The following is a 22,913-nucleotide window of genomic DNA, read 5'->3' as shown; positions in this document are numbered from 1 at the left end:
GCCGTCACTGCGCTGAGACGCCCACGTTTGGTCAGTACTGGCTTGCTGTATTCTTTCTTCATGCAGTCCCTCCAGTGGAAATTTGAGGCAAAGCGCATTTACAGCCAAAGGTTGTCAATCAGCCCGCGCCTTGTCAATTCAAAAGGTGCCCGCCGCCCTTGCGTCCGGCGGACGAGAGACGTCACACCGCAAGCATCTCACCAGCCATGGAATCGTCCAACACCGTCCAGGTACTGAGGTTACCTAGCCGCAGGAGGGTCCTGAAGCCGCACAACCTTGTCGAGATGTAGCCGTATCCGCTGGCCTTCAGCGAAGGACAGCGCAAACGATTCCAGGCCGAATGAGCGTGTAATTTCCTGGTCGGTCTCTATGATGCGGACGACCCATTCGCCACTGGCTCCGACCACTTCCACGCGAGGCGTGGCCTTGCGAATTGACACCACGTTGCTCATCACATCCTCCCTACGAAACGCAATGGCAAGTCGATTTAAGACCGTCGTAGTCGGTAGATCAATAACAAATGCTTGCTCGGATCGGACGAACCATCCTGGATGGGCATACAACGGGGGCTAATGCCACTTCAGTCAGGCGAACCCTCCGGGGAACCTCCCTTGAGATAGCGTCTGCTTCAGGTCGTTGGCATTCAGGATGGCCGCCAGCTCTTCGGCATACTCCATGTCGGGAAGGTCGACAGATGGGTGGCCCGCTACAATAGCCGGCAGCCCGGTGAACACGTCGAACACCGTCCACGTCCCATCCGGTTCCCGCCTTACGCCGTACCGCAGAGTTGCCATGAGGGGATGCTAATGGAAGCCGCGAATATATGGTACAAAAAATGCGAGCGGGCGATCGGACAACGGGCACGCCTTGCAGAAGTTTTGCCGCTACGACGGGTTCGGTCGGGCACGGCCAGAATAGCCAACCTCGGACCGCCCATCCCCGGCAAGCCACATGACCTGACTGGGAAGAGCATTTCTAGGCGCGCCCCATTTGCGCGCAAAAGGTAGACCGTCGCGACTTCCGCCAGGTGATGTGGCACGAGCAACCGGACCACCAGCCGCTGGAATGCGACGCGTAAGAGCGCAGCACAACCCAACTGGTCATCGCTATCGAAGCAGCGTTTGCGGGGCGGCCGCTTCTAGGCGCATGGTGGCTAGATGACCCGAATATGGGTGGGATCGGATGGCGCCACGATTTATAGCGAAACCACTGTCCTGGCCGACCGAACCGGCGGCTGGCTGGTCCGGGCCGGAATGAACCGGGGCAATGCCCGGCTCAACGGCTACGCTCTCGATCAAGTGCACCTGGTCCCGGAAGATCGCGCCGTGGAGGTCGGTTTCGGCGGCGCAGTTTTACTGCCGCAACTTCTCCCGTGAGGCAGCATTCGTTTGCGGGGTTGACCGCTCGCAGATGTCGTGAACGCTGCCTGCCGCCGGTTCGCCGATGCAGTGCGCGGCGGACGAGCCGAGTTCCGAATCGGGCTAGTCGAGGACTTGCCCTTGCCGGATAGCACATTCGACAAGGCTCTCAGCGTCCACACAGTGTACTTCTGGCAAAGCCTTAGAGCTGGATCCGCAGAGCTCGCTCGCGTCAAACCAGGCGGTCGCGTCGTGCTTGGCTTCCTCCCGAAGGCGCATATGGACAGGATGAACATGCCGGCCGACATTTTTACACCTCGCGAGCCGGATGAGGTCATTGCTGCCTTGCGAGATGCAGGGTTCAGCGACCCTGAAGTGCGGAGACCGAGCACGGAAACCGCATGGCTCGTTGTGACAGGCACGCGAAGATAAGTTTCGGCGCCTGGAAGCGGAAAAGCCCGCCGCCGAAGCCAACTGGCTTTGTTGCAGGGGTTTGCCTAGGCTCCTCTGGGTTCAACACTGGGTGCCAATTGCGCCGTCACTGCGCTGAGACGCCCACGTTTGGTCAGTACTGGCTTGCTGTATTCTTTCTTCACTGCAGTCCCTCTCTAGCGAATTTCGGCAAAGCGCCTTGGGCCTAAAGGTTCTCACTCATCGGTGCAGGTTGATGGCGTGCACACAGCCGTTACGGCCGAGAGCTTCTCGCGCTTCTTTAGTTCCGGCTTCTGATAAGGCTTCTTCATGCAGGGTTCCCCACGTTTGTCCCTCAATGCGAAAATGCGGTGCGCCGACCACGATTGTCAACCGGAAACACTGAAGTAGCGGCCGAGCGACGCCAGGGGCCGGCACGCGCGGTCAGGGCGGCGTGCGCAGCGTGGATGCTGCAATTGCCTGGCCGGTTGCCATGGCCTGCTAACGAGCGCACACTGCTGCGGTCGCCTCGAAAAATCAAAAACAAACAGGCACGAGGCGCTTGGGAGCGATCATCAGGCTTTCGCCCGACCAGGGAGAAGGCCCATGCCCACACCGGCACAGAGCCGGCTCATGTATTTTATGGGCCAACTCGTTCACAACGAGAGCATCGTTTCCAAGCAGGATATTATCGTCGGCTTACTGGATCACGAAGGCAGTCCGACGGCCGACGCCGACGAATTGCTGGCGAACTTGCATCGATCACTGCAACAGGCCCGACAGAGCTTGCACGAGGCGCAAGAGATCTATGGAGTCAGAAATGCGGAGTAGCGAAAAAACAAAACTCGCATACACAGCCGCAGAGTTCGCCGAAAAACACGGTTTGACCGTGAAGGCAGCCGAAATCATCCTGTCCGTGAACGGCTCCTCACGTGTCGCTTGCGATGCAGCAGCACGCGCATTCAAAGAAGCGGTTGCGCACCGAGAACACAGCAATGACGGCGAATGAGGCCCGCGCCTGCTTCCGAGGCTGCGCGGGCCGACCATGACGAGTGGAGAGGACATCTTGGTCACCGGCAGGAATCGCTGAAGAACGAGCCGGGTGTGACCGAACAGCCTCAGAGCGAGGTTGTTCCCGACTGACGCAAAAAAGCCCGCCAACATGAGCCGGCGGGCCAAGTAATGGGTCGCTGTCCAATGAACGCGTTAGGTGTCTTCAGATGGATTTTGGTCGAGAAGCCGCCGCGCGTCAGGCGCAACAAATCGGGCGCCGATTGAACGCCCTGCGGACGCAGGAACGCCTTCGTCTCGCGGGCGCTCCGCGTAAGCAAATCTTCGCCGCCGAGAAGCTCAATCGTCTCGGCCCAACCGTCGTCTGTAAGCAATTCGTGTGTCATCGCAGTTAGAATCCCACCCGATTCCGCAGGGCAATACCTATCTTATCGCCTAGGCCCTTTTGCCCATACCGCCGAGACATGACCGCGCACCACGGAGCTGTCGAACATCTGCACCAGGTGCGCCGACGACGAGAGCGCAGCGAGATGATCAAAGAACGTTTCGAACACGCCCGCCTTGCTCAGCCGGTCGAAGCGTTTCCAAACGCTGTTCCATTTGCCGAAACGCTCCGGCAGCGCTCGCCATGTAATGTTGTGGACTGAGAATAGTGCAGAGCCTCCACGAATAGCAGGGTCGTCCCGACCCTTGGCTCCGCGCCGTGGCAGCGATCCGCGGAACACCTCCAGCGCCGCCGACCAATCCATCTCCGTCATCTTCGTAGACATTGCCGACCTCCAGAATCAGTCGGCAATCTATGAATCACACCGGATTCCTCTCAAACCAATACCGGTGTCGTTGCGCCCACTTCTGTGCCGGATAAGCAAAGAATAGGCCGGTAAACGGTGAACGCAGTTCGGGGAGTACCCGCACCAGATCGAGCTGATGGGCGAGATAGCCTGGAAGAAAGCTGATGCCCAATCCTATCGCCACGAGCGCCCTCACCGTTAGCAGATCATCGCAGGTGAGGCCCCCTGTCAGGTCAACACCGATCTTCCGGTCGCCCGCCAGCATCGGCAGCGGTCGCGCCCATGCCTTGCTGAGGGCGATTAGATCGTGATGTTCGAGTTGCTCCAGTGAGACAGGTGTGCCCCGGCGGCCGAGGTAGGCCTTGGAAGTGTCCTGAAGGACCCGTCACGAAAGCGCGTGAGATCAGGCTGGAATCGCGCAACGGGCCGACGCGCACGGCGAGGTCGATGCCGTCGGCGACGAGATCGGCAACGCGGTCGGTGACGAAGAGATCAACGGCGACCGCCGGATAAGCCTTACGGAACGCTGCAATAACAGGCGGTAGAAGCGTCTGCGCGATATCCACTGACGCCGTCAGCCGAAGCTGTCCGTCCATCCCCGCCGACTCTGCGCGAAGCTCAGCTTCGACGGTCTCGATTTCTCGCAGCGCGATGCGACACCGCTCGAAATAGGCTTGGCCCTCGGGCGTAGCGCGCAGCTTTCTGGTCGTGCGCTGGATCAACGAGAGCCCGAGCCGTCGCTCCAGGGCCGCGACCTTGGCGCTCACTGTCGTTGCAGGCATGCCGAGACGGCGCGCCGCGCCGGCAAAGCTCCCTGCCTCGAGGACGTTGATGAAGACACATATCTCGTCGATGCGCATTCCCGGATTATGCAGAAAACGGGATGCTCATTCCAGTCATCTCATATTTTCCGGGCAATGCATTTGCGCGATATTTACGCTTGTCGAAATCGCCAGCAGGGGAGCGGAGGCCATGAACGATCAATCGATCAATCCCAATGACGCCGCCAGCTTCGTCGAAAAATATGCCATCAACCCGCGCGTTCGGGTCGGTCACGTCCATCTCAACGTCGCCGACATCGAGCGATCGCTAGCCTTTTATTGCGGTGCCCTCGGGTTCGGCGTCAACCTGTCGCTAGGCGAGGAGGCTGCCTTTCTCGCGGCGGGCGGATATCACCATCATCTGGCGCTCACTAACTGGAAAGGCCGCGGCGGCGCCGCGCCCCCCATTGGCACGACGGGCCTACACCATGTCGCCTTTCTCTATCCGACACGGGCGGCGTTGGCGGCTGCGCTGCGCCGCCTGCGAGCAGCAGGGGTGACGCTCACCGGCGCGAATGACCATGGCGGCTCGGAGGCGATCTATGTGCGCGATCCCGACGGCAACGGGGTAGAACTCTATTGGGATCGCCCGGAAGCGGAATGGCCGCGCAACCCGGACGGCGCGCTGAAACTGGTCAGCAATCCGCTCGACGTGGACAATCTCGCCCGCGAGGGGGCATCAGACTGCTAAGCTGGCCACCGCCATGGCGGGCTGCGTTCGGAGGACTGCTGCGACAGTGCTAGCCATTCACCGAGCCACGGAGCCGGTTGGCTGCGAGCGGAGGGCAACCATTCGGCTGGCGGGCTTCGCCACCCCAGGTAATAAAGTGTACGCTTCGAGAAGACCGTCGGCAAACTCAAGCGCTTAAAATGCATCGCAATACCCTGCGGGAAGAGAAGCGAAGCTTCGCATCCGAGCTTAGGACTTGACCGGCGGCTAGCCAGACGGCTCCCGCGCGGCTGAGACGGCCCTGTCCCGTTCCTTTGGATGAACTGCGCCTTGTGGCCGGTGATGTTCTCGATCGCCTTCAAAAGGGGTCGATGGAGCTCACAGAGCTTGGCATGCTCGCTGTGGTACGCACAGCGGCCCGACGATGCTCTTGTGCAGCGCTTCGGCTGCCGCCAGGAAGCGCTCGATTTCAGCCCGGGAAAGCTGTTCGGAAGGTTTGGTTCTGGCCATTGGTGCTTGCGCAATTACTAATTTAGTGAAACCTTACGTTCTTCTGGGGAGTAGACGTGAGACCGGTCGGTCCAGCTATGGGGCGGCATTGAACATGATGTTTTTTCCGCGATTACTGATTGGGATGTTTGCCACGTCGACCGTGGTAGCGACCTGGACTTACCTAGCAACCGATTCGTTCTGGAAGTCCCTTGCATGGACCTTGCTGATTTTTATCATCTTTCAGGTTGCATATTTCCTATTTTCATTCGCGCTTTTCGACAAGCTTTGGTTGAAAAGAACCGAAGAAATACCGAACCCTGCCGAGCCTACCTGTCGAGACGGCGGTGTCTCATCTGAAGGGCGCTCGATGACGCTTTGAGGGAGACCGCCAGACACGAGAGCAGCGATCATGCTAATCTTTGCGAACTATGCGAAAGAAGGAAAGCCGTGGCAGCGCCAACAATCATCGAAAAGCGCGCTGGCGCTGGATGTCGCACGGAGATCGTCCACAGGGTGCGGACCGACGACGCCGAAGCCGAGGAGCGCGAGGTAGGTCTAAGGAGGAAACACAGATGGCTGCCTATCTGATAGCGGATGTAGACGTAAAAGACGCTGCCTTGTTCGAGGAATATCGGCGGGACGTTCCCGCTACCGAAGAGCGGTACGGTGGGCGGTACCTGGGCCGCGGTGGCGCCACCAAGGTTTTGGAAGGTGATTGGGATCCACACCGACTGGTCATTGTCGAATTCCCCGACATGGCGTCATTGATGGGCTGGTATAATTCGCCGGAATACGCCCGGCTGATCGAGATCCGCAAACGTTCCGCTAACACCAGGATCATCGCTTTAGAAGGGATTGCAACGCCTGCGGCGTGACCCATAAGCGCGGCCAGCGGACCCGACGACAGTTGGGCATCCTCAGCGTCATTTCTTCCTCACGGCGAGATGCCGGAGCAGCAAGACCACTTAGTACACTCTATGATCAATTTGCCGCTGCGCCGGCGAGCGAGCAAAAGACGCGGGAACAGGTGTCTCGTGACCGCCGTGTTATCCCGATCATCCGAAGACGTTCGCTCTGGTGCGGGACGACTTCAAGTCCTTTTTCAAGGGTGTTCGGAGGTTGGCCCACGGCTGAAGGGCTGCACAACCAAGGGGCGACGATCAGCTTCTCCACCTTCAGACACATCGTGATAACCTGTCGGCCATGAAATCGGTGGCTTGAGAGAAACGTGGGCGGGCCCCAGGAGACTAATTTCTGCCCATGGGGAAGGCGATGTCCGCGCTAGCCGGAATGTCAGCTACCGAAGATCCGCCGCGTGAAGGCTGCCAGTCCGCTAACGGCCGCCCCAAAGCTGCCGGTCAAGACAAGGTCGCGTTGGAACCGATCCTTCGCATCCCCCGTTATCGAATGGAAGGGACATTACTTGCCATTAGGAGATGAAGAATGAAACGGCTTCTTTTTGCCACTGCCATGATGGCTCTTTCCAGTGGGCTTGCGTTCGCGGGGACGACAGGGACAACAGGGACGACGTCGAGTGGCTCCTCCACTACCACAACGATGCCGACGACAGATAACAACACGGATTCGACCACAACGAAGTCGACCAATTCGAACTCAGCGAAGGACTGTGCGCCGGGCCAGCAGAGTGGCAGTGCTAAGCAGGCCGCTCCTGGTCAACAGGATGACACCAGTGCCAAGTCCGCAGCCCCTGGACAGATGAAAACGACTGCCGAAGGTTGCTAATTGTGGCGGGAGGGGCCGGTTTGCACCGGCCGGAATGGATGCCTCCCGCTGCCGACCGGCGGCAACGGACCGGCCCGCGCCCTTCGATCAGCGCGGGCCGTTTTTCTGAAAGAACCTCCCTTAATCGTCCAAGGAGCCTGCAGCCTTTTCTTGGGCGAGCCGGAATGCATAGTTGGTTGCGGATGTGATTGTTGAATAGCGGCCCTTGGGGAAGGCAGATTTGAACGCGACAAACGCCTCAAGCGGCACGTCCAGGAAATCGTATTGCTTCCCCCGCTCGCTCAAAACCAGACCGAGAGAACCCTGGTCCGGGTCAATAGTCGAACTCATCGAGGTCGGCGGCATGGTGCGTTTCAAGAAACCAGCGTGAGCCGCGGCCAGCCGGGTATGGACCGCCCTACAGGCTGAGCTGTATTCGAAGATGTGGCCGGGCGTAGAATGACGTCGCGTTCCGCCGCTTCGCGCGCCGCCCTGATCGGAGTTTTCGCGTTGACGGTGTGGGTGGCCGTCACGGCATCGGCTGCGATATCCTCAACACGGTATTTCGGCACTTTTGTTCCTACGCGTCGGTAGCGACTCCGCTTGTTTAGGGTCGCCCTCAAAGAGGAGAATAAGGTGGCAAGCTCGTCGTCGCCCTGCCGCCGGGGGTGTGACCCGGCGGCTTGGACGTTCGGCTAGGATCGCTCGGCTGTGACCGCCTTACGGCGTTGCCGCGGGAGTCTGCTTGGCAGCCATCTCGTCGATCTTCTCGGCAAGCACGCCGTTGGCCCATTCGGTGACCTTGGCGTCGACCGGCTTGTTGGCCATATCGGCGAGCGCGTCATCCAGCGATGGGACGGCGGCAGCAGCATCGGCCGCCGCTATATTGGCCGTATCGAGCGCTGCCTGCGCTGCATCGATCTGCTCCTGGGTCGGGACTTGGTCGGCCGGAGTATTCGGGTCGTTCAATTTGGCGTTCAAAGCGTCGACTTCGGCTTGGGCGGCATCCACCGCGGCTTGGGCGCTCTTCGCGGCCGCCGACGCTGTCACATAAGCCTGAATGCCGGCGAATTTCTTGCTCTTGGAGTTCATATATGCGTTGATGTTGCGCTGCAGCGAGTTCAGCCGGCCAAGCTTGGCGTGAATGTTCTTGTCCTTAGGCGTCGCGGCGACCTCAATGTCGTCGACGGCGACCTGGTCGTCGGCCGAGGCCTTCTTTCCGGCGTGAGCCGATGCCGACTTGCCGTGCGAAGCGCTGTTGCCGGACTTCCCGCCGCTGTTGCCGGACTTGCCGCTATTGCCGTGACCACCGCCATTGCCGTGACCACCGCCACTGCCGTGACCACCGCCATTGCCGTGACCACCACCATTGCCGTGACCACCTCCGTTTCCACCCGCGCCAGCGAAAGCAGGAGCGGTCACTAGCGCAAGCGCGGCAAGCGCTGCCAACAGCGTTTTTCGGGATGTCATGGTACCTCCTCAGTCGAATAGCCACCTCGCCGATTCGTTATAGAGCGGCTTATAAGAGTTTCCTAATTCGACTGAATGAACTTTAGATAAATGCTTGTTGCAATGAGCGACTGACGACTGCGAAGCGCTTTGTAACCCTCTGAAATCTAGCAAAAAATCCGGAGTCGCAGACCGTATCGCCCTTTGCGCGACTGAAGTCCCATACCGATCGGACCTTGGTCGGGCGATGCACAACCGCGGAATGCTTGCGGCATTTCGGAGTATGGCGTCACCGTGTGGCTGTGACTGCGCATTGGTAGACAACTCGCCGGGCGAAGACCCCAACTACCTCGAGCCCGGCGAGCCTTACACCTGATCAGAGTACGCGATCAGGACCGGGGATCAGCCGGCGAAAGATGTGGGTGCAATATGGGTGCCAAACTATTCGTCCCAAATTGGGACCATGCTGCGGCCTGCAAGCTGCGCTTAGGTCTCATAAAAGGCTTAGGCGTTCGCATCGGAAATGGCGATAGCTGGTTAGATCTTTCTTCCTTGTATGATTCGTGGGCATTGGCAGGCGTGCGATATTGTTTGCCGGCGGGCGCTGAGTCTCACCGGTCGGGCCCAGCGGCCCGCCCGCCGCAAGGTGTCCCCCCGCGAGGTAGTGTGCTGAGAGTTCTGCAAATTCGCTGAGAGGGGGCGGTCATGGCAGGCTGGTGATTGTTCACGTCACCTGATTCCCGCGAAGGAACGCCACCATGACCAAGACTGAAGTTAAGACCGCCAGCGCTGCCGTCAAAGACATTCTGCTTTCGAACCCGGAGGGGCTGCACGAAGTGATCCTGCGGTGATGCAGGAGGTTCTCGAGGCCGAGATGGAGGAGGCGCTGGGTGCTTCGAAGGGCGAACGCACGCCCGAACGGCTTGGCTATCGCTCGGGTTACTACGGCCGCACCCTTGTGACCCGGGTCGGCAAGCTCGAGCTGCGGGTTCCGCAGGACCGGGCCGGGCGCTTCTCCACCGAGCTGTTCGAGCGCTACCAGCGTTCCGAGCGGGCCTTGGTGGCGACACTGGCGGAGATGTATGTCCAGGGCGTGTCGACCCGCAAGGTGAAGGCGATCACGGAAGAACTGTGCGGCCATGCCTTCTCGGCCTCGTCGATCTCGGCCATCAACAAGCGGCTGGACGAGAGCCTCGCTGCCTTTGCCAGGCGCCCCCTTCAAGAGCCGTTTCCTTACCTCATCCTCGATGCGCGCTACGAGAAGGTGCGTGAAGCCGGTGTTGTCATGAGCCAGGCGGTGCTGATCGCGGTCGGTATCGACTGGGACGGAAGGCGCCAGATCCTGGCCGTGGAGATGGCCAATCGCGAGAGCCGCTCGGCCTGGAGGGACTTCCTCGTCGGCCTCAAGGCGCGCGGCCTCAAGGGCGTCGAGTTGGTTGTGTCCGACGATCACGCCGGCCTGGTGGCAGCGATCGGCGAGGTGATCCCCGAAGCCGCCTGGCAACGCTGCTACGTGCACTTCCTCAGGAACGCGCTCGATCATCTGCCGAGGAAGCACGGCGACGACTGCCTGCAGGAATTGCGCTGGCTCTACGACCGGCGCGATCTCGCAGAGGCCAGGGCTGATCTTGCCGCATGGCTTGCCAAATGTCGGCACGCTATCCGCGCCTGACAGGCTGGGCCGAGGATGCCATCGAACAAACCCTGACCTTCTTCAGGCTGCCGAGACAGCACCACAAGCATCTCAAATCCACCAACATGCTGGAGCGGCTCAACGAGGAAATCCGCCGGCGCACCTATGTCGTGCGCATCTTCCCCAACACCGAAAGCTGCCTGCGCCTGGTCAGGGCCTTGGCCGTCGAGACCAATGAAAACTGGATGGAGGCCAACCGATACATCAACATGGACGACCTGCGCGAGCACAAGAAGCTCGCTCTGCGCCAAGCCGCATGACCAGCATCATGGCTGCCCCATTTTGCAGAACTTGACGCACACAACCCCCCGCGACAAAGGCTGCTGGGCCGTCGTAGCGCCGATCTGCTCCGGCATGGCCGCGTGAATGCCCGCTCGACTCCAGCAACAGCTTCATCCTTGGTTGCGACGTTCCCGCGCGCGCCGCCGTCATCGAGCGTATCTTACTCGCCTAACCCGGATCGTGCCGCGTCCGCTTTCCGGGACGCACGGATCTATGCTCAATACCTAATGTCAGGCGCGTACCTGAATTGGTCCTCGAGCCGAGATAGCGCGTTAGTCCATACCCGACATTGCGATGTCCAGAAATCGACCGTTTCGCGAACAGCGATGACTACTCGGAGCTGCTATCTCGTTTGCGCCACGAACTGTCCCCTGCCCTCAATGCTTCCAACGTCTCATTTGGGGGCCGATAACGGACTGACAGCTTCGAGCGTCGAGCCGTTGGGTTAGACCCTGACGCCGATGCGTGCGCCGACGGAATCTTCCAACAGTCAACAACGCCGAGCTAAGCGTCGAGCAAAACCGTCCCTCGCGGGCGGCTGCAACATGCCAGGACATAGCCGGCAGATTTCTCTTTAGCATTCAGTCCGCCTAAATCGTCCATGGTAACCTCGCCGGATAGTTTGGCTATTCGGCACGTTCCGCAAACGCCCTGCTGGCAGGCGGTTGGGATGTAGATGCCACAGTTCCGCGCCGCGTCCAGCAGGGTCTCTCCGGGCGCGCAGCGATGCTCCACACCCGAGCGGACAAAACGGACCGAAGACGAAATCGCCAAGCCCAATTCCGACCGAGAACCATTGCTGCCTCCGAAACTCTCCTCGTGATACTGCGCTGGCGGGAAGCCTATTGCATCAAGGCAGGCGCGTGCCGTCTTCATGTACCCTTCGGGCCCACAGGCAAAAACAGTGCGCTTTTGAAGATCGGGAACCAGGCTCAGCAGCATCCGACCATCAATTCGGCCGGTTGAACCCGTCCAAGCGGGACCTCCCTGGCCGCAAACCAAAGTCACTTGAACATTGGGAAAGCGAGCGGCAAGTGCTTCCAGTTCCGCTCGGAAGATGATGTCGCCTGGGGTTTTCGCGCTGTGAATGAAGCGGATCTCCCTGTCGTCTGCGCGGTCTGTAAGCGCACGCAGCATTGACATGGTCGGAGTCACGCCGCTCCCGCCCGAAAGGAAAACAGGTTTCTCCGACGGCAATTTATCCAGATTGAACGAACCGAGCGGCCCTTCGATCTCGATCTCGCTGCCCGGCGTCAAATGGTCATGGATCCAGTTGGAAGTGAGCCCGCCCTGCGTTCGCTTCACGGTGATCTGAAGATCAAGCGGTCGCGTCGGCGGTGACGATACCGAGTAGGCGCGCGTTATTGTGGCGCCGTTGATCCTGAGGTGCACGAGAACATACTGGCCCGCGCTGAAGCAGAACATCCGACCAGCGGCAGATGTGAGAACAAATGTTTTCACATCGTGCGTCTCGTCTATCACGCGACGGCAGAGCACTATATCTCGCGTCTTTTGTGCCCATCGCCGCTGACGCATGGTGGGCACGACATCTGAGGCTTGGATGGAGGCGTATGCATTCATCGTGCGGCTCGGCGTTAGGTCGAGCGAACATGCCAGTTCTTACCCCGCTGAACAGCAATATTATTCCAGCGTTATGATCGGGAATATCGATTAAACCTCCAGCGACATAACAGCGAGATGGAGAGCACGGATGCCTTTGCGAATGATCGGTTCGTGTTTGCGGCGTGCCAGTATCGCCGTATGGACTGGCTGGTGCAAGGTCGGCGCTCCTTCGACCAGGAACGATGGAAGCTCACCGGTAAACCTGCGCGCATCATCGCTGCGCATGTAGCAAGTGCCGCCCGTTCGCCGGAGCATGATCTCCGCCAGAGCTTCCGATCCGGTCGAAAGTCGGCAGATCGCCAATTGGGCCAGCATCTCTGCGTGCGTTTTCTCCAGCACGACGGTGTAGCCTGGTCGGATGTAGGTGTCGGGATCGACGTCCGACAGGTTTCTGGCGGCAGTCGAAACCATTACATATTCCTCGACCATCAGGTGCTCGTATGCGATCTCAGGCAAGTAGCGGGGGGCATAAAGCACCGCGATATCCAGATTTCCCATGCTGAGGTCGCTGACCATCTGGTTCGAATAATCCGACTCGACATGGATTGAGGACTTCGGAAGTGCTTGGCACAGGGTTTCGACCCACCCGGGCAGGACTGAGCGGGTCATGCCCACTTGGGCGGCAACGCGCAAGGTGCCTTCGAAACGGTTGAAGGCCCGGACATCGTGGCGAGCCTGCGACCAAGTGGATACCAGAGATCTTGCGTAGGCTTCGAACCGGCGCCCTGCGGCAGTCGGCTCTGCCCCGGCGCGTCCGCGTTGGAACAGTTCAGATCCGATTGCGCTCTCCAGGTTCTTGATGCGGGTGCTGATTGTCGATTGGGTTAAGCCCAACCGATCTGCGGTGCGATTGAAATTTCTCGATTCGATGATGTCGAGAAAGGTTTCGATGTGATCAAGCTGCATGGAAATCCCGATCGAAAAATTCGATCATGTTCCTGCCTACCATAAGCTTGATCAAACAATACTCAAGGGGGAAGCTGCACCAGATCATCGGCCGGCGCACCGCCGGGACGGGCCACGGAGCGGAACAAAGTGTTCATAGTTGATTGCGACTGTCACAATTACTGGTCAAGCGCCACCGTGTTGACGCCATACCTTTCCGGCTTGTGGAAAGACATGTTCACCGAGGGCGAGAAAACAGGTCCAGTCGGCGCATTTCCGCATGGCCATCGCCCCTGGTTTCATCCGCAGGACTTCTCCCGCAAGGACGTCCGTCCGAAGACGGAAGCCGACAATTATCTCATCATGAAAGAGAAGCACCTCGACAAGTACAAAGTCGACGTGGCGATCCTCACCGGCGATGAGCCGATCGAGGCGTCGACCCTCGCCAATCCTTACTATGCCAGCGCCCTGGTCAGCGCCTACAATGACTATCAGATCAACCAATGGCTGCCGAAAGACGATCGTTTCATGGGTTCGATCATCATCGCACCACAGGATCCGAAGCTCGCTGCCGCCGAGATACGCCGTCTGGGCAGTCATCCGCGTATGGTCCAGGTTCTCGCTTCCCAAGGGTCCGTCAAGCCGTATGGAGACCCGTTCTACCATCCGATCTACGAAGCTTGCGCTGAAGTAGGGTTGCCGTTCGCCATACATCTGGGCGGGCATGGCGGCGTGAATTCAACTGCCATTGCGCCTGCGCCCACGACATTCTTCTGGGAAACGCATGCCATTTTGCACATGTCCGCGATGTCGCACGTGGCAAGCATGATCGCCCATGGCGTCTTCGAGAAGTGGCCGGACCTCTACTTCGTGATCATCGAGTGCGGTGTCGCCTGGGTTCCGTCGGTCCTGTGGCGCCTGGATGCCGACTACAAAGCGCTGCGTAAAGAGACGCCATGGCTGAAGATGCTGCCATCGGAATATTGCCGGCGCAACATCCGCTTTTCCACGCAGCCGCTGGAGCAACCTGCAAACATCCAACATCTCTGGTCCACGCTCGAAGCGATGGACGGGGAAAACACGCTGATGTTTGCGTCGGACTATCCGCACTGGGATTACGACGATGCCAACACGCTGCAAATCCCTCCTGCCTGGAAGAGCAAGATCATGGGACTGAATGCGTTGGAAGTCTACAAACGCATCCCCCGTGCGCAAGCCGCGAATGCTGCCTGAGGAAGCATACGATGCCCGAGAAGACATATATCTGCCGCGTCGACGAGATCGAAACAGGATCTCCGTTTATCGCCAAGATCCGCAGCCTTTCGGTCGGGATTTTCCGCATCGGAGATTCATTCCACGCGCTGCTGAATGTCTGTCCGCACCGCGGCGCTCCACTTTGCGAGGGACCGCAATGCGGGACAACCGCGCCCGTTGAACAAGCGCAATTCATCTATCATCGCGAAAACGAGATCGTTCGATGCGCCTGGCATGGCTGGGAATTCGACATCAAGTCAGGTGAAGCCTTGGTCGATCCGTCCATTCGCGCTCGCACATTTCCAGTCACCGTCGAAGCCGGCAGCATCTATGTGACGGCCTGATTGGCCCAAAAGCCGATTGGGATTGGAAAAATTCGAAGAAAGATGGCCGAAGCCAACTAGCAGATTTGTTCGCAGGTGCTTGAAAAAAATAACGCGGAGAACTCCGCAATGGGAGAGTCAAATGTCAGAATCTGAATACAAGCTTGGTCTCGCGCAAAGCCTGGTCGGTGGCGGCAAAGTTTCCCGCCGCGACTTCATTCATCTTGGGATAGCCGCAGGCCTGACGGTCGCCGCCGCCGACACGCTCTTCGTCGCCAGGGCGCGTGCCGAACCGATGCACGGCGGCTTCGCCAAGCTCGGCATGGCTCATGGCGCGACGACGGATTCAATCGATCCGGCCGGCTACCCCGATACGTTCACACAAACCGCGTTTTCGGGCTCGCTATCCAACAGCCTCACTGAGGTCGACGCCAAAGGCAATGTCCAACCGGACCTCGCCGAGAGCTTCGAATCTTCGGATGGGGCCAAGACCTGGGCCTTCAAGCTGCGCAAAGGCGCAACCTTCCACAACGGCAAGACTGTGACGGCGGATGACGTCGTGACGTCATTGCAATATCACATGGGCAAGGACACAAAATCGGCGGCGAAGTCGCTGTTGGAGTCCGTCGCCGGGATCAAGGCCGACGGCCCGGAAACGGTGGTCTTCACGCTCAAGAGCGGCAACGCCGATTTCCCTTACATCATGAGTGACTACCATCTGGTCATCATGCCAGCCAAGGACGGCAAGGCGGACTGGGCTTCAGGGGTTCGCACCGGCGCTTTCCTCCTTGAGAATTTCCAGCCCGGCGTTTCGGCGAAACTCAAGCGCAATCCAAACTACTTCAAAAACGGCAAGCCCTATCTCGACGAGGTGGAATTCATCGCCATCACTGATCTTGCCGCTCGCATGGCGGCCTTGTCGACGGGCGAGGTGGACTATATCGGCCGCGCCGACCTCAAGACCCTCGGCATGTTGAAACGCAATCCGAAGGTGGAAATCGTCGAGGTCACCGGCTACGGACATTATACCTTGCCGATGAATGCCGCGATGGCGCCGTTTGATAATCCAGACGTGCGAACGGCATTGAAATGGGCGATCAATCGCCAAGAAATCGTCGACAAGATCTTTCTCGGCCACGCCACCGTGGCTAACGACAACCCGATCGCGCCAGCGATCAAATTCGCCAAGGATCCGCAACCGCAACACAACTTCGATCCGGAAAAAGCCAAGCACTACCTGAAAAAGGCCGGAATGGAGAACCTGAAGGTGGATCTCTCGGTCGCCGATGCCGCTTTTGCAGGCGCGGTGGATGCGGCTTCGCTCATTCGCGAGACGGCAGCCCAATGCGGCATCGACGTCAATGTCGTGCGGGAGGCCGAGGACGCTTATTGGGACAATATCTGGCTCAAGAAACCCTGGTGCGCATCCTATTGGAGCGGTCGAGCGACGGCCGACTGGATGTTCACGCAAGCCTTCGCCGCGGACTCCAGCTGGAATGAGTCGTTCTGGAAAAATCCCCATTTCAACGAATTGCTTGTTAAGGCGCGGGCCGAGACGGACGAGGCCAAGCGAGCGGGAATGTATGCCGAGATGCAGCAACTAACCCACGACGATGGCGGCAGCATCGTGCTGGTCTTCAACAATTTCGTCAGCGCCCAATCCAAAAAGCTCGCACATGGCGAAGTGGCGCCCAACTGGGAGAACGATGGACTGAAAATGGCCGAACGCTGGTGGATCGCCACGGCATGAAAAGGCGGCCGGGGCCACGATGGTTGTGAGGCTCCGGTCGGCTTGCTCCGAGTGCAGGACTGCCGCCCAAAGGGAGACGGCACTCACATGAACCCCGTCGCAAGAACGGTTCTGCAGCGCCTTGGCCTCGGCCTGGTCACTTTGTTCATCGTGTCCATCATCATCTTCTCTGCCATCGCGGTGCTTCCGGGCGACTTCGCCAAGGCCACGCTCGGGCAGTCGGCGACGCCCGAAACGGTCGCCGCCTTTCAGCGGGAAATCGGCATCGATCGTCCGCCTGTCGAGCGCTATTTCGTCTGGGTCGCGCAAATGCTTCACGGCGACTTCGGCTCTTCGTTCGCGAGCCGCACCGGATATCGGCGTACCGTGGCCGAGATCATCGCGCCACGCCTCTACAATACGATGTTTCTTGCAGCGGTGACCGCGCTGATAGCGGTTCCGCTGGCGCTTGGGCTTGGCATTCTCGCCGCGCTGTACCGCAACGGCTGGTTCGACCGGCTGGTGAATGCCGTGACACTGACAACTATTTCGTTCCCGGAGTTTTTCGTCGCCTATATGCTCGCCTACCTGGTGATCTCGCGCGACACGTTCATTGCATCCGATTTCGCTCAATCCCTGCCCCATTGGCTCAGTATCTCACTGACCTGGGCACTCAATGCGGTTCCCAAATTTCCGACATTGTCGAATGTGAACGATCAGACCCCATTTTGGGAGCACCTCTGGAAAGTGGCGCTGCCGGCAATCACCCTTACACTCGTGATCGTGGCCCACATGATGCGCATGACCCGAGCGGCCATCATCAACATGCTCGCAAGCCCCTACATCGATATGGCGCGCCTCAAGGGAATGTCCCCGATGGTGATCGTGCTGAGGCATGCCCTGCCCAATGCCTGGGCTCCCATCGTCACTGTCGTGGCGTTCAATATGGCATATCTCATCGTCGGAGTGGTCGTGGTCGAGGTCGTTTTCGTCTATCCCGGGATCGGCCAACTGATGGTTGATGCGGTAAAATCCAGGGATGTTCCGGTTGTCCAGGCCTGTGCCCTGATTTTCGCCGCGACCTACATCCTTCTCAACCTGCTGGCCGACATTATTTCCATCGCCACCAACCCCAGGCTCTTGCACCCACGATGACCAGATCCCAATCTATCGCGGCGGTTCAGAGGCTGAGGCGCTCGCGTGCCAGCCGGGCGACAACAGCGCTGAAGAAGGCACCGCTTAGTGCATGGTTCGGCATCTTGGTGATCGTTGGCTACGTCCTTGTTGCGGTCTTCGCGCACTGGATAGCCCCATATGGCGAGACGCAGGTCTTCAGCGAAGCCTTCGCGCCGTGGGATCAGGAATTCAAATTGGGAACCGACCAGCTCGGCCGCGACATGCTCACCCGCTTGATCTACGGTGCGCGCAACACCATCGCTATCGCGGTCGCGACTACATTGCTCTCCTTCGCGGTAGGCGTGTCGCTCGGCCTCCTTGCCGCATTGTATAGGGGGTGGCTCGACCAGATCTTGTCGCGTGCGGTGGACGTGCTGATGTCGATCCCGAGTCTGATCTTCGCGCTGGTGCTTCTGTCGATCTTCGGCTCGTCGATCACCAGCCTGATTGTTATCATTGCGCTTCTCGATTCCACCCGTGTCTTTCGGCTTTCTCGCGCCGTTGGGCTTAACGTGGCCGTGATGGAATATGTCGAGGTGGCGCGATTGCGCGGCGAGGGACCGAGATGGATCATCGCCAATGAAATCCTTCCCAATGTCATGCCTCCACTGGTCGCCGAGTTCGGCTTGCGATTCTGCTTCGTGTTCCTGACAGTCGCGGCGCTGTCGTTCCTCGGAGTCGGTATTCAGCCGCCGACGGCCGATTGGGGATCAATGGTGCGCGAGAACGCAACCCTGATCACTTACGGCGATGTCACGCCGCTGCTTCCGGCCGGCGCGATAGCTCTTCTTACCGTATCCGTAAATTTCGTTGTGGACTGGTACCTGCACGCAACAAGCGGGTTGCGGGATGAAAAGTAGCGATCCAGGCTCACGCGAAAAAGGAAAGGATCTACTGCAAATCCGCAATCTGCATGTGGAGGGATCCTCGGACGAACAGTGGCATCCCATCGTCCGCGGGATCGATCTTACGCTGAAGCGGGGGGAGGTTCTTGGCCTAATCGGCGAGTCAGGCGCCGGCAAGTCCACCATTGGCCTTGCCGCAATGGGCTATGCCAAACCGGGCTGCCGGATCACACAGGGCTCGGTCCTGTTCGACGGGATTGATCTCCTGGCAGTCAATGAAAAGGGGCGCCGTCGTCTCCGGGGCTCCCGCATTGCCTATGTCGCGCAAAGCGCGGCGGCCTCCTTCAATCCGGCACATCGACTTTTGGAACAAACCATCGAAACCGCGGTGGCGCATGGAATCGTCAGCCGGGAAGAGGCGAACCGGAGCGCCGTGGATCTTTATCGGCGTCTTCAGCTCCCAGAACCCGAGAGCATAGGCTTTCGCTATCCTCATCAGGTCTCAGGCGGGCAGTTGCAACGGGCCATGACAGCGATGGCAATGGCTTGTCGACCGGACCTCATAATATTCGACGAGCCAACAACGGCGCTCGATGTGACCACGCAGGTTGAAGTCCTTGCCTCCATTCGCAACATCGTTGAGGAATTCAGTACTGCTGCAATCTACGTAACGCATGACCTGGCGGTGGTGGCGCAAATGGCGGATCGCATCATGGTTCTGCGACACGGAGTTACCGTGGAGGTGGCTGACACACGCCAGATGCTGGCCTCCCCCAGCCAGGAATATACGAGGACGCTCTGGGCAGTCCGCAAGCTCGCCAAGCCCGAAGTTCCAGCCGATGACTATCTCTTGACGATAGACAACGTCACCGCGGCTTATGCCGGAGGGGTCAAGGTCCTCCAGGATGTCTCCATCAAGGTTCCGCGCGGAAGAACAGTCGCTGTGGTCGGCGAATCCGGTTCTGGGAAATCGACGCTCGCTCGAGTCGTTACCGGACTCTTGCCGCCAAGTTCGGGTTCGATTTCTTTCGCAGGCCAGCTCCTTTCCAAGAGCCTGAAGGCGCGGCCCAAGGAGGTCCTGCGTCGCGTCCAGATGATTTATCAAATGCCCGACAACGCCCTTAATCCGCGCCAAACGGTCGAAGAAGTCTTAGAGCGGCCACTCGAATTCTACCTCGGCCTCAAAGGCGCGCAGAGAGATCGCCGGATAAGCGAACTTATGCACATGGTCGAGATGAGCGAGGATTTTCTGGAACGTCTACCTGGCGAGCTATCAGGTGGCCAAAAACAACGCGTCTGCATTGCGCGGGCATTGGCTGCCGAACCGGAGCTTATCATCTGCGACGAGATCACATCCGCGCTCGACCAAATTGTGCAGGAGGAGATCCTCAAGCTTCTGATGCGCCTACAGCGTGAACTCGGGATGAGCTACATCTTCATTACCCATGACATTGCCACGGTGCGCGCGATAGCAGACGAGATTGTCGTCATGCACGGCGGCAAAGTCGTCGAGCAGGGATTGAAGAGCGTGGTTCTCACACCTCCGCATGCCGCTTACACCGAACGGCTTTTGTCCTCTGTTCCCGAAATGGATCCTGACTGGCTGACAAGATTGCTGGCCAGTCGGAAAATCTGACAGGTTGCAAGGTGGTCAGGAATTAAGTCCCCGTCCGCCCATCTTCCACGTGCTTTGAAGGGCATGATCGAGCTCCACGCGCAGCGATCAGCGCGACTATTATGCACGCCTTCTGGAACCGTCTATCGCTGATCCAGGACCATCAGGCTAGGTTTGACGCTGAGGCGTATCGGAAATACGTTCGCGCACGGCATGCTCGGTCTTGTCTGCTGTGGACTTCACGATCTTGCCGAGCTGATCGGCTATCGTGTCTGCTTCCATATCTTGCCGGCCAGCTTCCTGCTTGATGGTCTCATAGGCGTCGGCGGCGACCTGCTTGGCCTCATCGAGGCCCCTGTCGAGCAAAGTTTCGGCGGAATCGCGAAGCTTGTCGCCATAGGCGCCTAGTTGCTCGTCCTCCGTTGCGGTATGGGGCAGAATTGCACCTATAGCGGCGCCGATGGCGAGACCGACGGCCGCAACGGCCAAGGGTTGATCCTCCAACAGATCTTGCGCGGAGCGGCTGGCTTTCGCCGCCATGTCCCCAGTCGTCGAGCTTGCATTGGCAGCGCTTCCCGTCAGACCCGCCGCAGCGGCTCTTGCGGTGCTCGATATGGTGTCGCCGACGCTGGCAGCGCTCGAGGAGAGCGATTCCGCGGCGTCGGAGAGCGTGCCGCCCAAGCCGCCGCGCTCCCCTGCTACATCATGTCGTCCCGGCGCTGAAGGCAATGGATAGCCAGCCGAACGGTGGGCGGTGTTTGAGGTACCGCTGCCGAACATCAGCCAGGCCAGACCTGCGCCCACCATGGTGACCGGCAAAGGATTGTCTCGGACCTGCGTTCTGAGATTGCTGAGCATGGCCGCGCTCTCCCCTCCCGAGAACAGCCCGGTGAACTCATCCAGCAATTGTCCAGGCGTCATCTTGACTCGAATGGATTCGGCGGTCTCCATCACCCGAGCGCGAGCAGCCTCGGCCTCGCGTTCAAGTTCGCCTGCGGATTTCTCGTTCATCTCACCTGTTCCTTAATCGCGCTCGCGTCGCGCTTGAGCTGTCCCTGGGTCCGGTCGGGGGTAAGTTCCGAAGGCGCCATGCTGGCCGTCCCGGTCCGCAGCAGGATGACGCCGAGGACCGCCACGACCACACCGACCAGCAGGGAAGACCACCCCGCGCCAAGCCCTGCCCGCGTCACCGCGATAATGAGCGCCTGCAGCAACACCAAGAGCGCGGCGAGCAGGCAAATCGCGCCGCCCAGCACTTCCGCGGCACCTGCTCCGGCTTTGGTAAGCTTTTCAGAGAGCTCGGCCCGAAACAGCCTCGCCTCGGTTTGCACCAGAGTGGTGACATTCTGGGCCAAATCGGTGACTAGCCCGGCAAGGCTGGGATTGTCCTGGTTGTTCATCTGTCCTGCTCCGCGATCTGCGTGGCCCCATCATCGCCGACCACGCCAAAATCTTGTGGACGATCAGCGGACCAACCCTGTGGCTGATCGGTGTGTGATCTGAGGCCTCCCGGAGCGGCCTCAGAATCGGGCGTTGCCGGCGGAGAAGCCTTGATGAACCGCCCGAGAGCCAATCCGGCCAACACCGATCCCGCAAGCAGGACACCGGGATTTTGCCGGCCGAAGGACTGCACGTCATCAAGGACTTGGCTAAAGGGCTTCTGTTTCAAGGACGATGAAAGCCGCTCAAGGCCACTGGCAGCATCCAAAGCGAACTTCGATGCGTTCCTTTCATCGTTGCTGGCAAGGTGATCGCTGGCGGCTCGCAGTGCACCACCCAACGCCGCCAAGCTCGATCCGATGTCGCGCTGCGCCTCCTCCGCCTTGTCGGAGATGACCTGCGTGGCTTCAGATGCATAGTCGCCAGCCTTACGGGTCACCTCGTCCCGCGCGTCGTGAAGCAACTCGCTGGCACGCTCATTTTCCTGGCGAAGTCTGTCGGAGACGTCGCTTTTCGCCTTGTCGAAATCGGTGGGCTGTCCGCCCTGATCGTTCTCATGCTGCATGAGGCCACCTAGTGAAAACCGAGGAAGGAGAGGACCGCGAGCACGACAACGATAAGGCCGATAAGATAGATGACACTGTTCATGTGCACGTCCTCCGTAGCTTTCCAACTTCGACGAACCTGCGATGTTCCGTAAGTGAGAGCATTTATCTCAGCCGAAACGAAGAGCTTCGTCAGGCACGCACCCAGTCACCAGTGAGTTGCCCTGTCCCTCGTGCGGAGCGCCAGTTGCTCCGTACGAACGGGTGCGCCCGACATGGTTGACGCGATCCCAAAGAAAACCGGAAGAGCGGACTTGGATCGCTTGACCTGGGCAAATATGATCCTGACGCCTTGCAGAGGGACTGGATGGAAATCGGTCGGGTCGAGCGCAAGCTCTCGGCGATCCTTGCGGCTGACCTCGCCGGGTACAGTCAACTGATGGGCGCTGACGAAGAAGGTGCCCTCGAGCGCTTGAACAGCCATCAACGTGACCACCTCGATCCCTGTATTGCCACGCATCGCGGCAAGATCGTCGGCGACATCATCGAACAGGACGGTCACGTCTTGGGCGCGGGGGTCAACATCGCCGCGCGTCTGGAGAGGATCGCCGAGCCTGGCAGGATCTGCGTTTCCGAACGCGTGCAGGAACATGCAGCGGGAAAGATCGGCCTGCGCTTCGAGGACTCGTGACAGTCCGGCGGAGTGCCCAGAATTTTGCCTGGTATCGTCGCGCCTCATCCATTCGGCCCAGCTGAGCATTTGCCGCGAACATAACAG

26 protein-coding genes and 1 pseudogene are annotated in these 22,913 nt (G+C 59.4%); 14 read left to right on the top strand and 13 right to left on the bottom strand.

All coding sequences use genetic code 11. The annotated features are described in order from the left end of the window. Positions 1 to 239 precede the first annotated feature (239 nt). Both ACYG9V_RS17030 and ACYG9V_RS17025 read right to left on the bottom strand, forming a co-directional pair. Complete coding sequence (locus ACYG9V_RS17030; protein ID WP_023690461.1) at positions 240 to 452, bottom strand: hypothetical protein; 213 nt, start codon at positions 450 to 452, stop codon at positions 240 to 242. Positions 453 to 584: 132 nt separating this feature from the next. Then, the gene (locus ACYG9V_RS17025; protein WP_245276573.1) at positions 585 to 743 is read right to left on the bottom strand and encodes a hypothetical protein; all 159 of its coding nucleotides are present in this window, start codon (positions 741 to 743) and stop codon (positions 585 to 587) included. Positions 744 to 1,157: 414 nt separating this feature from the next. Here ACYG9V_RS17025 and ACYG9V_RS17020 point away from each other — a divergent pair, with 414 nt between their 5' ends. The 4 genes from ACYG9V_RS17020 (at position 1,158) to ACYG9V_RS17005 (ending at position 2,778) form a co-directional block, all read left to right on the top strand. Further along, complete coding sequence (locus tag ACYG9V_RS17020; protein WP_023685378.1) at positions 1,158 to 1,376, top strand: hypothetical protein; 219 nt, start codon at positions 1,158 to 1,160, stop codon at positions 1,374 to 1,376. A 39-nt stretch (positions 1,377 to 1,415) separates the two neighbouring features. After that, positions 1,416 to 1,790: a class I SAM-dependent methyltransferase gene (locus tag ACYG9V_RS17015; RefSeq protein WP_023815939.1), complete on the top strand. Its 375-nt coding sequence runs from the start codon at positions 1,416 to 1,418 to the stop codon at positions 1,788 to 1,790. Positions 1,791 to 2,375: 585 nt separating this feature from the next. Further along, positions 2,376 to 2,600, top strand: coding sequence for a hypothetical protein (locus tag ACYG9V_RS17010; protein WP_023670653.1), 225 nt, complete (start codon positions 2,376 to 2,378; stop codon positions 2,598 to 2,600). After that, the gene (locus ACYG9V_RS17005; protein ID WP_031243249.1) at positions 2,590 to 2,778 is read left to right on the top strand and encodes a hypothetical protein; all 189 of its coding nucleotides are present in this window, start codon (positions 2,590 to 2,592) and stop codon (positions 2,776 to 2,778) included. The genes ACYG9V_RS17010 and ACYG9V_RS17005 overlap by 11 nt, the downstream gene beginning before the upstream one ends. Before the next feature lie 109 nt (positions 2,779 to 2,887). On the opposite strand, the gene ACYG9V_RS17000 is transcribed toward ACYG9V_RS17005, so the two are convergent. From ACYG9V_RS17000 to ACYG9V_RS16985, 4 genes are read right to left on the bottom strand one after another with little or no spacing between them, the layout of a single operon-like run. After that, positions 2,888 to 3,166 (bottom strand): hypothetical protein, encoded by a 279-nt coding sequence (locus ACYG9V_RS17000; protein ID WP_352639821.1) that lies wholly within the window; start codon positions 3,164 to 3,166, stop codon positions 2,888 to 2,890. Positions 3,167 to 3,208: 42 nt separating this feature from the next. Then, positions 3,209 to 3,550 carry a transposase gene (locus tag ACYG9V_RS16995; protein WP_460221979.1) on the bottom strand — a complete coding sequence of 114 codons (342 nt, stop codon included), beginning with the start codon at positions 3,548 to 3,550 and terminating at the stop codon, positions 3,209 to 3,211. 34 nt (positions 3,551 to 3,584) lie between these two features. Then, positions 3,585 to 3,899 carry a LysR substrate-binding domain-containing protein gene (locus ACYG9V_RS16990; protein WP_084630787.1) on the bottom strand — a complete coding sequence of 105 codons (315 nt, stop codon included), beginning with the start codon at positions 3,897 to 3,899 and terminating at the stop codon, positions 3,585 to 3,587. Then, positions 3,805 to 4,431: a LysR family transcriptional regulator gene (locus ACYG9V_RS16985; protein ID WP_023670649.1), complete on the bottom strand. Its 627-nt coding sequence runs from the start codon at positions 4,429 to 4,431 to the stop codon at positions 3,805 to 3,807. Before ACYG9V_RS16985 ends, ACYG9V_RS16990 begins: the two co-directional genes overlap by 95 nt. A gap of 112 nt (positions 4,432 to 4,543) precedes the next feature. Here ACYG9V_RS16985 and ACYG9V_RS16980 point away from each other — a divergent pair, with 112 nt between their 5' ends. Further along, complete coding sequence (locus ACYG9V_RS16980; protein WP_352446950.1) at positions 4,544 to 5,083, top strand: VOC family protein; 540 nt, start codon at positions 4,544 to 4,546, stop codon at positions 5,081 to 5,083. Between the two features lie 1,043 nt (positions 5,084 to 6,126). Beyond that, positions 6,127 to 6,429 (top strand): DUF1330 domain-containing protein, encoded by a 303-nt coding sequence (locus ACYG9V_RS16975; protein WP_023670645.1) that lies wholly within the window; start codon positions 6,127 to 6,129, stop codon positions 6,427 to 6,429. Between the two features lie 988 nt (positions 6,430 to 7,417). On the opposite strand, the gene ACYG9V_RS16970 is transcribed toward ACYG9V_RS16975, so the two are convergent. Together ACYG9V_RS16970 and ACYG9V_RS16965 are read right to left on the bottom strand one after the other, a co-directional pair. Continuing rightward, positions 7,418 to 7,642: a hypothetical protein gene (locus ACYG9V_RS16970; protein ID WP_352624354.1), complete on the bottom strand. Its 225-nt coding sequence runs from the start codon at positions 7,640 to 7,642 to the stop codon at positions 7,418 to 7,420. A gap of 354 nt (positions 7,643 to 7,996) precedes the next feature. Next, the gene (locus ACYG9V_RS16965) at positions 7,997 to 8,746 is read right to left on the bottom strand and encodes a hypothetical protein (protein WP_352446944.1); all 750 of its coding nucleotides are present in this window, start codon (positions 8,744 to 8,746) and stop codon (positions 7,997 to 7,999) included. A gap of 737 nt (positions 8,747 to 9,483) precedes the next feature. Here ACYG9V_RS16965 and ACYG9V_RS16960 point away from each other — a divergent pair. After that, positions 9,484 to 10,678, top strand: a pseudogene (locus ACYG9V_RS16960) (IS256 family transposase). Between the two features lie 526 nt (positions 10,679 to 11,204). Here the strand turns inward: ACYG9V_RS16960 and ACYG9V_RS16955 are convergent. Both ACYG9V_RS16955 and ACYG9V_RS16950 read right to left on the bottom strand, forming a co-directional pair. Next, positions 11,205 to 12,281: an FAD-binding oxidoreductase gene (locus ACYG9V_RS16955; RefSeq protein ID WP_031204576.1), complete on the bottom strand. Its 1,077-nt coding sequence runs from the start codon at positions 12,279 to 12,281 to the stop codon at positions 11,205 to 11,207. A gap of 90 nt (positions 12,282 to 12,371) precedes the next feature. Continuing rightward, the gene (locus ACYG9V_RS16950) at positions 12,372 to 13,229 is read right to left on the bottom strand and encodes a LysR family transcriptional regulator (protein ID WP_023673822.1); all 858 of its coding nucleotides are present in this window, start codon (positions 13,227 to 13,229) and stop codon (positions 12,372 to 12,374) included. Positions 13,230 to 13,358: 129 nt separating this feature from the next. Here ACYG9V_RS16950 and ACYG9V_RS16945 point away from each other — a divergent pair, with 129 nt between their 5' ends. The 6 genes from ACYG9V_RS16945 to ACYG9V_RS16920 all read left to right on the top strand — a co-directional run bounded on the left by ACYG9V_RS16945 (position 13,359) and on the right by ACYG9V_RS16920 (position 20,171). Next, a complete protein-coding gene (locus ACYG9V_RS16945) occupies positions 13,359 to 14,441 on the top strand; it encodes an amidohydrolase family protein (RefSeq protein WP_031194312.1) in 1,083 nt (360 codons plus the stop codon). An 11-nt stretch (positions 14,442 to 14,452) separates the two neighbouring features. Continuing rightward, the gene (locus tag ACYG9V_RS16940) at positions 14,453 to 14,806 is read left to right on the top strand and encodes a Rieske (2Fe-2S) protein (RefSeq protein ID WP_023673824.1); all 354 of its coding nucleotides are present in this window, start codon (positions 14,453 to 14,455) and stop codon (positions 14,804 to 14,806) included. Between the two features lie 22 nt (positions 14,807 to 14,828). Then, the gene (locus ACYG9V_RS16935; protein WP_460221978.1) at positions 14,829 to 16,535 is read left to right on the top strand and encodes an ABC transporter substrate-binding protein; all 1,707 of its coding nucleotides are present in this window, start codon (positions 14,829 to 14,831) and stop codon (positions 16,533 to 16,535) included. Positions 16,536 to 16,622: 87 nt separating this feature from the next. Then, positions 16,623 to 17,669, top strand: coding sequence for an ABC transporter permease (locus ACYG9V_RS16930; RefSeq protein WP_023696782.1), 1,047 nt, complete (start codon positions 16,623 to 16,625; stop codon positions 17,667 to 17,669). After that, on the top strand, positions 17,666 to 18,550 hold the full coding sequence (locus ACYG9V_RS16925; protein ID WP_460221977.1) for an ABC transporter permease: 885 nt from the start codon (positions 17,666 to 17,668) through the stop codon (positions 18,548 to 18,550). Before ACYG9V_RS16930 ends, ACYG9V_RS16925 begins: the two co-directional genes overlap by 4 nt. Further along, positions 18,540 to 20,171 (top strand): ABC transporter ATP-binding protein, encoded by a 1,632-nt coding sequence (locus tag ACYG9V_RS16920; protein ID WP_023686074.1) that lies wholly within the window; start codon positions 18,540 to 18,542, stop codon positions 20,169 to 20,171. Before ACYG9V_RS16925 ends, ACYG9V_RS16920 begins: the two co-directional genes overlap by 11 nt. 147 nt (positions 20,172 to 20,318) lie before the next feature. On the opposite strand, the gene ACYG9V_RS16915 is transcribed toward ACYG9V_RS16920, so the two are convergent. From ACYG9V_RS16915 to ACYG9V_RS16905, 3 genes are read right to left on the bottom strand one after another with little or no spacing between them, the layout of a single operon-like run. After that, positions 20,319 to 21,101, bottom strand: coding sequence for a hypothetical protein (locus ACYG9V_RS16915; RefSeq protein ID WP_352765937.1), 783 nt, complete (start codon positions 21,099 to 21,101; stop codon positions 20,319 to 20,321). A gap of 56 nt (positions 21,102 to 21,157) precedes the next feature. Beyond that, positions 21,158 to 21,550 (bottom strand): phage holin family protein, encoded by a 393-nt coding sequence (locus tag ACYG9V_RS16910; RefSeq protein ID WP_023696784.1) that lies wholly within the window; start codon positions 21,548 to 21,550, stop codon positions 21,158 to 21,160. After that, positions 21,547 to 22,155 (bottom strand): hypothetical protein, encoded by a 609-nt coding sequence (locus ACYG9V_RS16905; protein WP_023696785.1) that lies wholly within the window; start codon positions 22,153 to 22,155, stop codon positions 21,547 to 21,549. Before ACYG9V_RS16905 ends, ACYG9V_RS16910 begins: the two co-directional genes overlap by 4 nt. 347 nt (positions 22,156 to 22,502) lie before the next feature. On the opposite strand from ACYG9V_RS16905, the gene ACYG9V_RS16900 reads away from it, so the two are divergent. Further along, positions 22,503 to 22,826 carry a nucleotidyl cyclase domain-containing protein gene (locus ACYG9V_RS16900; RefSeq protein WP_023690440.1) on the top strand — a complete coding sequence of 108 codons (324 nt, stop codon included), beginning with the start codon at positions 22,503 to 22,505 and terminating at the stop codon, positions 22,824 to 22,826. The last annotated feature ends 87 nt before the right edge of the window (positions 22,827 to 22,913 follow it).

This window comes from Mesorhizobium sp. W016 (assembly GCF_054719485.1).
This window is presented reverse-complemented; position numbering and strand designations above follow the sequence as displayed.

What these genes read in the sequence shown, in the direction of transcription:
- ACYG9V_RS16995 (WP_460221979.1), bottom strand. Translation starts at nt 3,550, where the DNA reads ATGTCTACGAAGATGACGGAGATGGATTGGTCGGCGGCGCTGGAGGTG.
- ACYG9V_RS16985 (WP_023670649.1), bottom strand. Translation starts at nt 4,431, where the DNA reads ATGCGCATCGACGAGATATGTGTCTTCATCAACGTCCTCGAGGCAGGG.
- ACYG9V_RS16915 (WP_352765937.1), bottom strand. Translation starts at nt 21,101, where the DNA reads ATGGAGACCGCCGAATCCATTCGAGTCAAGATGACGCCTGGACAATTG.
- ACYG9V_RS16940 (WP_023673824.1), top strand. Translation starts at nt 14,453, where the DNA reads ATGCCCGAGAAGACATATATCTGCCGCGTCGACGAGATCGAAACAGGA.
- ACYG9V_RS16950 (WP_023673822.1), bottom strand. Translation starts at nt 13,229, where the DNA reads ATGCAGCTTGATCACATCGAAACCTTTCTCGACATCATCGAATCGAGA.
- ACYG9V_RS16965 (WP_352446944.1), bottom strand. Translation starts at nt 8,746, where the DNA reads ATGACATCCCGAAAAACGCTGTTGGCAGCGCTTGCCGCGCTTGCGCTA.
- ACYG9V_RS16930 (WP_023696782.1), top strand. Translation starts at nt 16,623, where the DNA reads ATGAACCCCGTCGCAAGAACGGTTCTGCAGCGCCTTGGCCTCGGCCTG.
- ACYG9V_RS16910 (WP_023696784.1), bottom strand. Translation starts at nt 21,550, where the DNA reads ATGAACAACCAGGACAATCCCAGCCTTGCCGGGCTAGTCACCGATTTG.
- ACYG9V_RS16900 (WP_023690440.1), top strand. Translation starts at nt 22,503, where the DNA reads ATGGAAATCGGTCGGGTCGAGCGCAAGCTCTCGGCGATCCTTGCGGCT.
- ACYG9V_RS16920 (WP_023686074.1), top strand. Translation starts at nt 18,540, where the DNA reads ATGAAAAGTAGCGATCCAGGCTCACGCGAAAAAGGAAAGGATCTACTG.
- ACYG9V_RS16975 (WP_023670645.1), top strand. Translation starts at nt 6,127, where the DNA reads ATGGCTGCCTATCTGATAGCGGATGTAGACGTAAAAGACGCTGCCTTG.
- ACYG9V_RS17010 (WP_023670653.1), top strand. Translation starts at nt 2,376, where the DNA reads ATGCCCACACCGGCACAGAGCCGGCTCATGTATTTTATGGGCCAACTC.
- ACYG9V_RS17030 (WP_023690461.1), bottom strand. Translation starts at nt 452, where the DNA reads ATGAGCAACGTGGTGTCAATTCGCAAGGCCACGCCTCGCGTGGAAGTG.
- ACYG9V_RS16980 (WP_352446950.1), top strand. Translation starts at nt 4,544, where the DNA reads ATGAACGATCAATCGATCAATCCCAATGACGCCGCCAGCTTCGTCGAA.
- ACYG9V_RS16955 (WP_031204576.1), bottom strand. Translation starts at nt 12,281, where the DNA reads ATGAATGCATACGCCTCCATCCAAGCCTCAGATGTCGTGCCCACCATG.
- ACYG9V_RS17020 (WP_023685378.1), top strand. Translation starts at nt 1,158, where the DNA reads ATGACCCGAATATGGGTGGGATCGGATGGCGCCACGATTTATAGCGAA.
- ACYG9V_RS16925 (WP_460221977.1), top strand. Translation starts at nt 17,666, where the DNA reads ATGACCAGATCCCAATCTATCGCGGCGGTTCAGAGGCTGAGGCGCTCG.
- ACYG9V_RS17000 (WP_352639821.1), bottom strand. Translation starts at nt 3,166, where the DNA reads ATGACACACGAATTGCTTACAGACGACGGTTGGGCCGAGACGATTGAG.
- ACYG9V_RS16905 (WP_023696785.1), bottom strand. Translation starts at nt 22,155, where the DNA reads ATGCAGCATGAGAACGATCAGGGCGGACAGCCCACCGATTTCGACAAG.
- ACYG9V_RS17005 (WP_031243249.1), top strand. Translation starts at nt 2,590, where the DNA reads ATGCGGAGTAGCGAAAAAACAAAACTCGCATACACAGCCGCAGAGTTC.
- ACYG9V_RS16970 (WP_352624354.1), bottom strand. Translation starts at nt 7,642, where the DNA reads ATGCCGCCGACCTCGATGAGTTCGACTATTGACCCGGACCAGGGTTCT.